Below are 13,339 nucleotides of genomic sequence, written 5' to 3'. Positions count from 1 at the left end.
TATAAAAGACTTGATCAGAAATTTATTTAGGTTATTCGTATCAATTTGATTAAATATTACCCAATAGCCACATTGATAAAACATATGACAAACTTATATATAATTACAAGTTCAACTCTCACAAAAAAACAGGATAAAAAAATAAACAGCAGAACTAGTCCACTGTTTACTTTGCCACACCTTCATGTAATTTTTCTGTATAATCCTTTACATCTTTCCAGCTATCTTTCGCTGTATGTAAATCTTCTTTTATAAACGTAAACTCTTCCGGACTAATCCCTTTTACGTTTTGTAGTAAATTATTATATTTTGCACCTACTGTATACCATTGATTTGATATGTTTTGTAGTGCTGTAATTGCTGCATCGATTGTTTCTGTCATGTTTGTTGTTTTATTTTTTACATCAGTCAAAATTACGACTTCTGCTTGTGCTCCTGAAATTCTATCTTTTAAATTGGCGATTTCTCTTTCTGCATTTGCGATATCTTTTTTCGCAACCGCAATCATCGGCCCGCCAGCAAGACATGTTATTAGAGCTACGCAAAGTACGCCACCAGCAATGACCATATCATTACTCTTTTTAATCGAATCGTTATATGTATTTATTTGTTGCTCTAGAGCTGGAATACCAGCATTCGTACTTGCCAATATCGCTGTTAACTGATTTGTATCCTCTTTGAAACTATTTGTATCTTTCGCCATTCTATCGCGAAAAGCTTTCAAATTTCCTAATAATCCATCTACCTCATTTTGATTCTTTACAATATCCGCATACAACTTTTCTAAATCCGCTTTTAATTTTCCGCTATCCTTTTGATCAATCGCTATTAACATGTCATTATAATACGATTGAAAAGTATTATTGTAATTTATAATATTTTGATCCGTTTTCATAATTTGAGGCTTCATATTATTTAACCAATATGCTGCATTAATTTTTGCATCTCTTTGATGCTGAATCATATTCCCTTTAAATTCACTATTAATCGAACTTATTTTACTTAAATCCGTCTCTTGTTGATTTTGAATTAATTTTGCATATGAATCCATTGCAAATATGCTTGATGTCGTTTGTGCCATTACATCTTGGAATCCTGCTGGTCCAAGAGAATAGTTTTTCACATTTTCTTGTAGCACCTTTGCATTTTGTTCTGCTGCAAAAGGATGTAAAGGAAATGCGTTACTCGTTGCCACCCCAGCAATCATTACCGCTAAAAGACATTTTTTATAAAATCGTTTCTGCATATTTTTCACCTATTCTCTTTATAAGGATATCAAAAGCTCCTGCTCACAACTGAACAGGAGCTTCAAATCATTCATCAACACTTAACGCTCTAACGATTCGTATTCAATTATGCTTTTTTCGTGTCTACTACTTTAATATCTTCAGCATAAATCTTTTCTGCATAGTCTTTAATGTTTTTCCAGCTATCTTTCGCAATGTTTAAATCTTCTTTAATGAAAACAAGATCGTTTGGACTAATTGAATCCACATTTTGAAGTAAAGAATTGTATTTTGATCCCATTGTATACCATTGGTTTGAAATGTTTTGCAACGCTGTAATTGCAGTATCAATCGTATTTGTTAAATACTCAGTTTGTGTTTTAATGTTCGTTAACCCAGCTACTTCTAATTGAGCAGTTGTAATTTGTCCAGTTATTTTTTGAATTTCAGCTTGTGCATTGTCAAGTTCTTTCTTCGCTAATACGATACCAGCTGTACCACCGCCTACAGCTGCTGCACCACCTGCAATTAATGCGACTCCTAGCGGTGTTCCTGCGCCCGTAGCAATAACTACTGCACCACCAATAATTGCAATTGGTCCTAGAGCTGTCGCAACAGATGAACCGATAATAATTGCATTATATTTACTAATTGCCTCATTGTACGTTGTAATTTGATTTTGCAGAAGCGGAATTCCTGCATCTTGACTAGCTAATATAGATGTAATTTGATTTGCATCACCCTTGAAGTTTTGCGTATCCGACGTCATTTTATTTCGGAATTTTTTCAAGTCTTCTACTAACTGATCCACTTGCGCTTTATTTTCATTAATACTACTTGATAATCTAGTTAGGCCTTTCGTAAGAGTCGTTTTATCTTTTGCATCTACCGCAGCAACTAAAGTATCATAATAGTTTTGGAATTTAGTATTGTAGTTAATGATGTTTTGATTCGTTGAAATAAGCTGTGGCTTTAATACATCTAACCATTGCTTCGCATTTCCTCTAGCTGTATCTTGGTGCTGAATCACTTTTCCTTTTAAAGCTGCATCAACAGTCGATACATTTCCAAAGTTAACATTACCTTGTTTAATAATTGTTAAAGCATACAGATCCATTACTAAAGCATTTGAACCTGTTCTTTCCATTGCATCTTTCAAGCCTTCTGGTCCTAATGAATATTCTTCATAGTCATTATAAGCTTTTGCTACCGCATGAACTGGAGCTTGTTTCACTGTACTTTCAGCTGCATACGTATGAGCCGGCATAATATTTCCTGCTGCAAATACTGCCATAAGTGCTGATAGAGCCATTACTTTATATGGTTTTTTTGTCATTTTTCTTCTCTCCCTATATCGCTAATTATTTTTCTATTTAATGTACTTCAACGTTTGTAACGTAATCTTCAAATTGATTTGTTTGCTTATTCATTTCATCACTTACTTTTTTAATTTGATTAAAATGTTTTTGAAGTAAACTACTGTCTGTATACGTGCCTTCTTCAACATTTGTTTGAATTTGAATCATATTATTATTTAAAACTTTCCAATCGGTTAATAACGTTTCTAAAGTTGTAATTTGACGATCAATTAATTCTGTAAAGCTATTTACTTGATCTTCAACGAATGTAATTTGAGTCGCCTCTGCTTCAGTTTGTGATAACTTTTGAATAAGTGGCAATAACTCTTTTTGCTTTTGCTGAATGCGAAGAGCTGCTTCTCTCGTTTGACTATCTGCAGCATTTACAATTTCATTACTTAAAGTACCGATAGAAACAAAATCGATTGTTTTCGTTTGTGCAGTTTGATTTGTGATTGTAAATACTTGTTTACCGATATTAATAGAACCTTTAATGATTTCTTGAGGTCTATTCAAAATAGTAGTTAGTTCAGCTTGAATTTCCCCTTGAATTCTTTTAATATCTTCTCTTAATTTCACAATATCTCCACTTGATCCTTGCAGTGTTTTTATTGCTTCATCGGCTTTAATTGATAAGTTGTTACTATCTTTGTCTAATACTGTTTTAAATCGATTTAACTCTAATAAATCTTGCTCCATACTCTCTTGGATGCTCTGTACTTGCAATTGTAATTTTCCATATGCACTCATAAAATCTGCTTTTGCTTGCTGATCTTCATTTACGTTTCCTGCTAGTTCATAGAGCTTACTATAATAGCTATTAAATCTATTGCTGTATCTCATCATCTCTTGATTTAAGTCAATTAGCTTCGGATTATATTCATCAATCCACTCTCGTACATTCGCCTTTGCAAACTTTTGATGATTCGTTAAGCTACTCATCGCATTTACCTTAATGTCTGGCTGTTGCAAAATAATTAATCCGTATGCTTGAATAAGCGGTGATTGTGATCCTAACATTCTAATTGAGTTGGATAATGTATTTGGAGCAATTACATTTTGCGCATATACTGTTTTCACTTCTGTTTGCCCCTCCTTAGCGTAAGCGCTTACAGGAATGAAGCAACTCGTAGATACTGCTGTAACCAATAACCCTGTAATTAAAGTCTTTTTCACTTTAACTCCTCCTATGTATTAGCAACTATTACTATCGCATTTTATTATTCTATTTTCTTGCCCATAATTTGAGATGGTTAAAATAGAGAACGTTCTCACCGTGATCCATGTATGAACCACCTCTCTCGTATTGCTACAGCACTTACTTATCGTCACAAAACATTTTATTATTTTTCATATGTGTTTAGTATGAATAATATTGTATAAATTTTCTATTCCATCGAAATTCTCACATTCACACAGTGAATATATTACTTAAAAATATTATTCATTTTAAACTAAACAACATACATAAATATGAAATTTCGTTTTGTTTTCATATAAGTTTTGTACTGTAAGGTCATTTAAACACAGCTGTTTATATAACGTAAAGAAGTATTTTCATTCCCTTTATTTTCAAGCTTTCATGTCCTTATTTCAAAATATAATCCGATTCACTTTATCGATTGAAATATCTACATATCAAAACAGAAAACACCACTTGCAAATAACCGATAAAATTATATTGATATAATTTTTAACCCCGTATGCAATTATGCATAGCATATACACAAAAAGGATAGCTTCATTTTCACGAAACTATCCTTAAAAAATCTTCTTATTTTTTCAAATGATATGGAACTGTCGTAATAACAACATTTCTTTTATAAAGTAAATACGCACGTATGAGTAAACTGGATTGATTATGAAGAATGTTATGCCAACCTTTTTTCGGAATGAACTGTGGTATAACGACCGTAACGCGGTAATTCGATTCACTTGCCTTATATTGCACTGTATCAATAAACTTTGTTAGCGGCTGAATAATACTTCTATAATGAGAATGTAATGTAACAAGCCTTACTTCAGGTTGCCACTTCTTCCATTTCTCTTCAAATTTCTTTTCCTCTTCTCTGTCAAAAGCAACATATACTGCGATAACTTGATCTGCTGAAAGAGATTTTGCATAGTTCAACGAATTTTCTACTACATGCGTCATACCTGCTACAGGAACGACAATTACATTCCCCTCAATTGGAATAAGAGGTTCGCAAGTTTTTAAACTTAATTGATCACCCACTGCATCATAATGCTTCTTAATTCGATGGAATAAGAAGATAATAACTGGTAAGAAAATAAGAATCGACCAAACTTGTGCAAATTTAGTTAAGAAGAACATGCTCATTACGATAAAACTAATAACTGCACCAATTAAATTAATTGTTAATCTTAAAGCCCATCCTTCAGGCTTTTCGCGAAGCCATTTTAATACCATCCCTGTTTGAGAAAGTGTAAATGGAATAAATACACCTACTGCATATAATGGAATTAAATGTTCTGTTTGTCCTTGGAAAGCTACAATTAAAATAATCGAAGCAACTCCAAGTATAATAATACCGTTTGAGTAACCCAGACGGTCTCCTCTAATCGTAAACATTCTCGGTATGAATTTATCTTTTGCAAGGTTAACCGCTAATAAAGGAAATGCAGAATAACCTGTATTAGCAGCGAGAATTAATATTAAAGCTGTTGTACCTTGTATGAAATAGTACATGAAATTACGTCCAAATGTTTGTTCAGCAATTTGAGAAACAACTGTTACTTCTTTACTCGGAGTCACTCCGTAATAATAAGCTAAAAATACAATTCCTGAAAATAACACAGCAAGTAATGCACCCATTGCAAGCAATGTTTTTGCAGCATTGTTTGGCGCAGGATCTTTAAAGTTCGGAATTGCATTTGAAATTGCTTCAACACCTGTTAAAGCAGAACTACCTGATGCAAATGCTCTTAATAATAAAAATAAACTAATCCCTGCAACTGGTGTACCAATCGGCGCATGTAAAGTAGGTGAAACATGACCAGTTAAAATATTATATATACCCACACCAATTAATATAAATAGTGCTAAAACGAATAAATAAACAGGATATGCTAAAACGGAAGCTGATTCCGTTACTCCTCTTAAATTTAATATCGTAATTAATATAACAAATATAACCGCAATAATTACGTTATGTGCATGTAAGCTAGGAAACGCAGACGTAATTGCATCTGTACCAGCGGACACACTAACGGCTACAGTTAAAATATAGTCAACTAATAAAGATCCTCCAGCAATTAAGCCTGGATTCATCCCTAAATTTTCTTTTGATACAACATACGCTCCCCCGCCATGCGGATAAGCAAAAATAATTTGTCGATAAGATAAAATAAGGGCTGTCAATAATACTAATACTCCAACAGCGATCGGAATGGAATACCAATAAGCGATCGCTCCAACACCTGCTAAAGCAATTAAAATTTGCTCTGGACCGTAAGCAACTGATGATAATGCGTCAGAAGATAAAATAGCTAAAGCTTTCGTTTTATTAAGCTTTTGTTCTCCAAGCTCTGTTGATTTTAACGGTCTTCCAATTAAAAATCTTTTAATAGATGAAACCAATGCTGTCCACTCTCCAATAATTTTGTACGAACTTTTCTGCTTGTTACAGCCAGTAAACTATTTCTTCAGAAAACAAAAAATGTCTACAAGCCATAGCGAAATAGACTTGTAGACATTATTTTTTTTGTCGCACAAGCTCCACCTTCCTTCTCAATATAACGCTTACGAGGTTAGCTGTCGGATTCGGGCCTATGAGTAGCCCTACCTTTTTCAAGGATTCACCCCATCGGATTATGTACCAATCCGTAAAAACGGGTCCCCCGTACCATGCGGTTTCAGCGATTTAGAAAATTGAAACTGTGGATTATAATACTCCTTTATTTTCAAAAAGTAAACAAAAATTTTTAATAAGAAAAAAATTAAAATGATTGTGCATAATCCACTGAGAAATATACATAATGAATACTAAAAAATCCACATAGGAGACCCATATGTCTAAAGAAAAGAAGCCTATTTTTTCCGATTCATATTTAGATGCAGTAGCACATGAAATTAATCAGTTATATGGTAAACGTGAACAGGAAATAAATTTGACAGATAGAACGAAAAGAAATAAATAATTTGTCATACAAAAAAATAAAAAAGATAGCAATACACTTATATATTGCTATCTTTTTTATTTTTTCATACATCTAATTCTATTACAGATCTGTTAAAGGTCATCTCTTCATACACCTTTAAATTTTGATATATAGTGCTTAATAATGGTGCCGTTATAGAAAATTGCTCTGCTACATCCAGTAAATATCCTTGCAAGTGCTTCCCTTCAATAAACGAACCCTTCTCCATATCACGTTGCATCGATGACTTCATATCATACGAAATTTTATCAATCGTTTTCATATGTTCCTGGGCAATATTAACCTTTATTGGAGCTCCTAATACTCTCATGATTTGTACAGATTCCTCAAACACATTACGGATAAAATCACGGCCGCCTTCACTTTCACGAATTGGTCCAATTGGTGCACGCATTAACGTTGTCACACCGGACATTACAGTAATAAATAAATATTTATGCCACATATCTTGCGTAATATTTTCACTTAAAACAAAACTAGATTTCGTACCTGCAAATGCTTTAGAAATATGCTTTACTCTCTCTGAATTTTGAGACTTAATTTCTCCAAACACAAGTCTGTTGGCAGCGCTAGTTTGTACAATTTCTCCTTGATCGTTTAACGTCGTCTCGATAAAGCATAAACCGCCAATTACTTTTTCTTCGCCGAATTCTTTTTGTAATAGTGATAAATGAGCGATACCATTTAACAATGGAATGATTACAGTACCTTCGCCAACAAACGGCTTCAAATCTTGAATTGCCTCGTTTAAGTGATACGCTTTTGTTGAAAATAAAATGACATCAAATGGAGAAGTTCTCTCTTCCTTCGTTATTAATTTCGGTTGAAAGGAAAAATCCCCGTTAACACTTCGGATTACAAGTCCTCTTTCCTCTAATTGTTTTTTCCGTTTACTACGAACAAGAAATGTAACATCTTCTCCCTTTTCGACTAATCTGCCACCAAAAAATCCTCCGACTCCACCAGCGCCTAATACTAAAATCCGCATACAGCATCCCCCTCTTCAAAATACAATTTTATAACTTTTTGTATACATAACATTATACATGTCCTCTGCTAAATAAGCTGAATTTTCACTCTCAATCGAGTATAAAACAGTGGTTATTTTCAAATAAATTTGGGCATGTTGTTTCTATAGCATATATGGAAAGGAAACAATGTAGATGGAGGCAATACAAGCAATTGAGGAAAAAGATGTAGCAACAGCTATATTTCAATTTATATTCCCGTTTTCGTTTAAAGCTGGATATGAACAAAATATGTTCCCTTTCTTACAAAAAAACGATTTCCGTCCTTTTCGGCTCGATCATCTCTATGATGAAAATACATATTATGGGGAGTTTAAAGTTTCACATCAAAATATGGAAGCATACTATCTTTCATTTACAAATAAAATTCTCTTTCCTCACTCAGAGCATCAAAAGGGCTTGCAACGTTATTCAAAGGACCTTAACTTAACTGGACATTTAACAACAAACCTTATTTCAACCCCATTCAAGATACACTCTATTGATGTAACACTTTGTCCTTATGAACTTGGCTTCTTAACAATTCGAACAGAAGTAAACACTGCTCCAAACATGACTTTATCTGAAGCAATCGAATTCGCTGCTCGCTTCCGTGTACTTGAAACTAAAAATGATACAAATGAGACTATTTGTATTGAATGTAACGGAAAAAAGTATTCCCAAGTTGAAAAATTCATTTTTGGTTATTTATTTCATGGCGTAACTGATTTCTTTGAAAAGAAGAGATTAAGAAGTTCATACTTTCAAACCTTCCCTTTCTTCGAAGACCAAAGAATGTACGTCCAAACTTTATTGTCACTAAAAGAAGGTATGGAACTTAATGAAGTGGATGTTTATCGTACTTCTAGTCTTTCCGGATTAACAAGTGATGGTAAGCCATATGTGAGTGCAAATAACCTTCCTTACATTCATGACTATTTAAAAAAACACGCTTACCAGAGATGGGCTCCAAATCGTTATTTCATAATGGAAGAACATATTTTTACATGTGTAACAAATGAAGGAGAACGCGAAATCGCTAAACTTGCTAGTCAAATGTACGGGGAATTTTATTACGCTTTATTATTAAACCTATTCCATAAAATTGTTTTATTAAAAATGGCAAACGCCTATGCTGAGCTAAACATTGAACAAGATACTAATGAAATAGAGAAATTAATTTATTCGATCAATTCGTTCACTGCTAATTATTTTTCTTTAGAATTAGTATCCCAATCACAAAGTGAAGATATTTTCTTCCGCTTAAGAAAACTTTTTAATATTGAGGTTCTATACTCGAACGCGAAACAAAATCTTGATAGTTTGTTTAAATATCAAGAAAATGTCGCCTCTAAAAAAGATAGCCTTTTATTATTAATTTTAACGCTCTACTCTGTAGTGGGCCAAATGTTAGGGTTTACTATGATTGACCTTTTAAGAAACACCGATTCAAACAAAATATCGTCACCTCTTGAATTTTTCGCTCTATTAATTGCGATTAGCGGCATTGTCATTTCACTTATTTTAGGAGCCCAAAGTTTATACCAATGGGGTCTACAGCATAAACGAAGAAAAGCTTGGGTAAAACAAACTGTACTTTCTGCCGTTAAAGAGAAAGAAGATAAAAATTAAAGAAGGGTATTTTCAAATTCTTGGCGCGCTGCAGTAAGTGAAATCTTTATCAGCGATTTTCCGATTATATCGGCGCAACTCGAAATATATCAGCGATTTTTAAGATATATCAGCGCAACTCAAAATATATCAGCGATTTTTTTAATATATCGACTTACCGACAAAAACCGACAAATAACAGGACCGGATAATAAAAAAAGGGTGCTCCAAAATTAAACTTGGAGTACCCCTTTTATTATACGAATTCAGTTTACTTCCCTGCTTCGATTTGCTCTAATGCAGCAGCTACTTGCTCTTCCGTTAATTCATGTTGTATTACGTAGCGGTTACGTGGACTTACACGACATTCATGAGAACATGCACGTAAATATTTCGCTTCGTTTTCTTCAGAACATAAAATTTTCTTATTACATTCTGGATTTGAACAGTTTACATAGCGCTCACAAGGTTCACCTGTAAAGTGGTCTTTACCAACGATAACATGTTCTTTTTGGTTTACTGGTACAGCGATACGCTCATCGAACACGTAACATTGTCCATCCCAAAGCTCACCTTGTACTTCTGGGTCTTTTCCGTACGTTACAATTCCGCCGTGAAGCTGACTTACATCTTCATAGCCTTCACGAACTAACCAACCAGAAAACTTCTCACAACGAATTCCGCCTGTACAATAAGTTAAAATCTTTTTACCTTCAAGTACTTCTTTATTTTCACGAATCCAATCTGGTAATTCACGGAAGGATTCGATATCAGGTTTAATCGCACCTTTGAAGTGACCTAAATCAAATTCATAATCATTTCGTGCATCAATGATAACTGTATCTTCTTGTTTCATTGCTTCATAAAAATCTTTTGGCTCTAAATACTTCCCAGTTATTTCGTGTGGGTTAATGTCATCTTCTAGACGAAGTGTAACTAACTCTGGACGAGGACGCACGTGCATTTTCTTGAATGCATGACCATCAGCTTCATCTATTTTAAATACGATACCGTCAAAACGTGGATCATTGTTCATTGCTTCCATGTATTTCTCTGTTTGTTCTACAGTTCCAGAACAAGTTCCGTTAATACCTTCTTTTGCTACAAGAATTCTTCCTTTTAATTCAAGTGAATTACAAAATGCTAAATGCTCTGCCGCGAATTCTTCTGGGTTTTCAATTGTTGTGTACATGTAATATAGTAATACTCTGTATGGTTTTGTAGTTGCCAATGTATTTCTACCACCTATCTAATTTTTAAAATCATGTATAAGTTAACGTTCATATCAAAACATATATAATAAGAAAATGAATCCCATTTTCTTTTCTTTATACTATTTTCTATCAGTTAACAAAAATAAAAAACAAGATTACACATCAAAACACTATGGTTATGTTGTAATCCCAATATATTATATATCATACAAATGCAATTCCATCAATTAATATGCTGGATTATCGGCTTTATGTTCACATAAATTTCAAAATTGACCCTTTAATTTATTATGTTTCCCCACGTCATCACACCATAAACTCCCAATTTATTTTACGTTATCACACCATCCATTGCGTAAAGGCATATAATTTGCATTAAGGAAACTTTCGTGTTCAAATGAAATTATCACATAACATATTTAAATGTATTGAAATAATGAGTAAGAATAAATACAATAATTTCATCAAGTTAACATTTTAAAGGGGAAAACTACTATGAATAAAGATATAACAAAAGATGAACATCTCCCTTCTGAAAGTACAACTGTACAATCAGCTCATTTAGCTTTAAGTGGAGAAACAAAAGGCTGGAAAAGACTGTTACCATTTTTAGGACCCGCTTTTATCGCGTCCGTTGCTTATATTGATCCTGGCAACTTTGCTACAAATATCGCAGCTGGTTCACAATATGGATATTTACTATTATGGGTTATACTCGCTTCTAACTTAATGGCTGTATTAATCCAAACGTTATCAGCTAAATTAGGAATTGCTACAGGAAACAATTTACCCGAAATAGCTCGTGAAAACTTTCCAAAGCCTGTGTCTATCGGCTTATGGATACAAGGTGAACTAGTTATTATGGCTACAGATTTAGCGGAATTTATTGGAGCTGCTTTGGGGCTTTACTTACTATTTGGAATCCCGATGCTACCTGCCGCTTTAATTACTGCAGCCGGATCATTTATTATTCTTGAGTTTCAACGTAGAGGATTTCGTCCACTAGAAGCTATTATTACAGGAATGATTTTCATTGTAGTAATTGCTTTTGGGATTCAAGTTTTTTATGCAAAACCAGAATTAAGTCCCCTTCTTTCAGGACTATTTATTCCAAAATTCCAAGGTGTAGACAGTATATTACTTGCAGCAGGGATTTTAGGTGCAACAGTTATGCCACATGCAATATACTTGCATTCTGCATTAACACAACGCCGCGTAGTCGGAACAACTGACGAACAAAAGAAAAAGATTTTTCGTTTCGAATTTATCGATATTATTATTGCAATGGTTATTGCTGGAGCAATTAATGCAAGTATGTTAATTGTTGCTGCTGCACTATTCTTTAAAAACGGCTTGCACGTTGAAGATTTAGATGTTGCTTACACTCAATTTACCAATTTAGTAGGTCCTGTATCGGCTGCATTATTTGGGATTGGACTTTTATCAGCAGGACTATCTAGCTCTTCTGTTGGTACAATGTCGGGTGATATTATTATGCAAGGTTTCATTCGCATGCATATTCCGTTATACTTACGCCGATTTATTACAATGATTCCACCATTAGTTATTATCGCTTTAGGTGTAAATCCAACTTACGCTCTAGTCATGAGCCAAGTCGTCTTATCATTCGGTATTGCATTTGCGCTAGTACCACTTATTATGTTTACAAGTAACAAAAAGATTATGGGTGCACTCGTTAACCACCGTATAACAACATTTATCGCTTGGATAATTGCAGCACTCGTTATCATTTTAAATATCTTCTTACTGTATCAAACATTTGTAGGATAATGAAAAAGGGTATTCCAATTTTAATTTGGAATACCCTTTTTGGATGAAATGATTTTCTTCTGGTTACCACTTATGTATGTCCCTCTTTCCGGCATCATGACACCATTTTCAGTTCGAAAGTAAAGTGGCAATCCTTCCGCAAAAAACATACTTACCTTGGACGGATCTTGCCTTTGATGATGAATATGTAAATGTGGCTCACTTGAACTTCCTGAGTTACCGACTTGAGCAAGAAATTCTCCTTCATTTACACGTTGTCCTTCTCTAACTTTAATGGACCCTTTCTTTAAGTGGGCAAGAATCAAAAATGTCTCTGTTTCATCTATCCGTAAATATATGTAATTCCCTGCCATTGACTGAAAATCATCCAATCCGGGAATTAAATCTTTTTCATCATTATTGATTGATACAACCGTCCCAGAAGCTGGTGCCATTACTTTCGCTCCATATATTCCGTAATCCTCTAACTTACTACTTTTCACTTCAGCAGGTGGAATGAGGATATCATATGCCCACCTTTCATTTGGCTTTATAACATGATAGTTCGTTTCTAACTGATCACCGCCCCAGCCTATTAATGCTCGTTCATTCAAAGGAACACGAACTACTGCTTTAGGACTCATAGATTGTATATCTGCTGGGTAAGCAATTCTACCTATATTAGCAAACCAACCGACAGGCCAAGCTCCAATGATAGAAAACAGAATGATTAAAAATAGCGTTCTATCTATCCGCTTTCTAAAAATGCCTTTCCAAAAAAATATTATTACTGATCCTATCAAGAGGAAAACTGAAATAAAACTAAAAGCCTGAATACTCCACCAAACAAAAACTGATGTAACACCATTAGCTACATAAACTAAGATCCAACTTATAATTAAAAAAGAAACTATAATCACTAATAAAAATTTCTTCCACATGTCGCATCCCTACTCTCATATCCTTTTTCT

The 13,339-nt window shown here is 33.9% G+C and carries 10 protein-coding genes and 1 riboswitch; of the genes, 3 read left to right on the top strand and 7 right to left on the bottom strand.

Annotated features, from left to right (window positions below):
• Positions 1 to 166: 166 nt before the first annotated feature.
• From nheC to ACTFRY_RS13435, 4 genes are all read right to left on the bottom strand, one after another.
• Positions 167 to 1,246, bottom strand: a complete 1,080-nt coding sequence (nheC, locus tag ACTFRY_RS13450; RefSeq protein WP_001171981.1) for a non-hemolytic enterotoxin NHE subunit C — start codon at positions 1,244 to 1,246, stop codon at positions 167 to 169.
• Positions 1,247 to 1,353: 107 nt separating this feature from the next.
• A complete protein-coding gene (nheB, locus tag ACTFRY_RS13445; RefSeq protein ID WP_000162981.1) occupies positions 1,354 to 2,562 on the bottom strand; it encodes a non-hemolytic enterotoxin NHE subunit B in 1,209 nt (402 codons plus the stop codon).
• Positions 2,563 to 2,599: 37 nt separating this feature from the next.
• Positions 2,600 to 3,760 carry a non-hemolytic enterotoxin NHE subunit A gene (nheA, locus tag ACTFRY_RS13440; protein ID WP_000751823.1) on the bottom strand — a complete coding sequence of 387 codons (1,161 nt, stop codon included), beginning with the start codon at positions 3,758 to 3,760 and terminating at the stop codon, positions 2,600 to 2,602.
• A gap of 598 nt (positions 3,761 to 4,358) precedes the next feature.
• Positions 4,359 to 6,185 carry an APC family permease gene (locus tag ACTFRY_RS13435; protein WP_000254884.1) on the bottom strand — a complete coding sequence of 609 codons (1,827 nt, stop codon included), beginning with the start codon at positions 6,183 to 6,185 and terminating at the stop codon, positions 4,359 to 4,361.
• 144 nt (positions 6,186 to 6,329) lie between these two features.
• A riboswitch (cyclic di-AMP (ydaO/yuaA leader) is annotated at positions 6,330 to 6,476 on the bottom strand.
• A gap of 140 nt (positions 6,477 to 6,616) precedes the next feature.
• Here ACTFRY_RS13435 and ACTFRY_RS13430 point away from each other — a divergent pair.
• Positions 6,617 to 6,745 carry a hypothetical protein gene (locus ACTFRY_RS13430; protein WP_000031871.1) on the top strand — a complete coding sequence of 43 codons (129 nt, stop codon included), beginning with the start codon at positions 6,617 to 6,619 and terminating at the stop codon, positions 6,743 to 6,745.
• A gap of 64 nt (positions 6,746 to 6,809) precedes the next feature.
• On the opposite strand, the gene panE is transcribed toward ACTFRY_RS13430, so the two are convergent.
• Complete coding sequence (gene panE / locus ACTFRY_RS13425; protein ID WP_016117589.1) at positions 6,810 to 7,754, bottom strand: 2-dehydropantoate 2-reductase; 945 nt, start codon at positions 7,752 to 7,754, stop codon at positions 6,810 to 6,812.
• 175 nt (positions 7,755 to 7,929) lie between these two features.
• Here panE and ACTFRY_RS13420 point away from each other — a divergent pair, with 175 nt between their 5' ends.
• Positions 7,930 to 9,405 (top strand): hypothetical protein, encoded by a 1,476-nt coding sequence (locus tag ACTFRY_RS13420; RefSeq protein WP_098616406.1) that lies wholly within the window; start codon positions 7,930 to 7,932, stop codon positions 9,403 to 9,405.
• Between the two features lie 250 nt (positions 9,406 to 9,655).
• Here the strand turns inward: ACTFRY_RS13420 and trhO are convergent, their stop codons facing one another.
• A complete protein-coding gene (gene trhO, locus ACTFRY_RS13415; RefSeq protein ID WP_000246214.1) occupies positions 9,656 to 10,615 on the bottom strand; it encodes an oxygen-dependent tRNA uridine(34) hydroxylase TrhO in 960 nt (319 codons plus the stop codon).
• Between the two features lie 478 nt (positions 10,616 to 11,093).
• Here trhO and ACTFRY_RS13410 point away from each other — a divergent pair, with 478 nt between their 5' ends.
• Complete coding sequence (locus ACTFRY_RS13410; protein ID WP_001030677.1) at positions 11,094 to 12,389, top strand: Nramp family divalent metal transporter; 1,296 nt, start codon at positions 11,094 to 11,096, stop codon at positions 12,387 to 12,389.
• Between the two features lie 20 nt (positions 12,390 to 12,409).
• Here the strand turns inward: ACTFRY_RS13410 and ACTFRY_RS13405 are convergent, their stop codons facing one another.
• Positions 12,410 to 13,309, bottom strand: a complete 900-nt coding sequence (locus tag ACTFRY_RS13405; RefSeq protein ID WP_098616407.1) for a M23 family metallopeptidase — start codon at positions 13,307 to 13,309, stop codon at positions 12,410 to 12,412.
• Between the last annotated feature and the right edge of the window lie 30 nt (positions 13,310 to 13,339).

Source organism: Bacillus cereus group sp. MYBK195-1 (genome assembly GCF_051916605.1).
Lineage (GTDB): Bacteria > Bacillota > Bacilli > Bacillales > Bacillaceae_G > Bacillus_A > Bacillus_A cereus.
The sequence above is the reverse complement of the archived record's forward strand: the minus strand, read 5'-3'. Positions and strand labels throughout refer to the sequence as shown.

What these genes read in the sequence shown, in the direction of transcription:
- nheC (WP_001171981.1), bottom strand. Translation starts at nt 1,246, where the DNA reads ATGCAGAAACGATTTTATAAAAAATGTCTTTTAGCGGTAATGATTGCT.
- nheB (WP_000162981.1), bottom strand. Translation starts at nt 2,562, where the DNA reads ATGACAAAAAAACCATATAAAGTAATGGCTCTATCAGCACTTATGGCA.
- ACTFRY_RS13430 (WP_000031871.1), top strand. Translation starts at nt 6,617, where the DNA reads ATGTCTAAAGAAAAGAAGCCTATTTTTTCCGATTCATATTTAGATGCA.
- panE (WP_016117589.1), bottom strand. Translation starts at nt 7,754, where the DNA reads ATGCGGATTTTAGTATTAGGCGCTGGTGGAGTCGGAGGATTTTTTGGT.
- ACTFRY_RS13420 (WP_098616406.1), top strand. Translation starts at nt 7,930, where the DNA reads ATGGAGGCAATACAAGCAATTGAGGAAAAAGATGTAGCAACAGCTATA.
- ACTFRY_RS13410 (WP_001030677.1), top strand. Translation starts at nt 11,094, where the DNA reads ATGAATAAAGATATAACAAAAGATGAACATCTCCCTTCTGAAAGTACA.
- ACTFRY_RS13405 (WP_098616407.1), bottom strand. Translation starts at nt 13,309, where the DNA reads ATGTGGAAGAAATTTTTATTAGTGATTATAGTTTCTTTTTTAATTATA.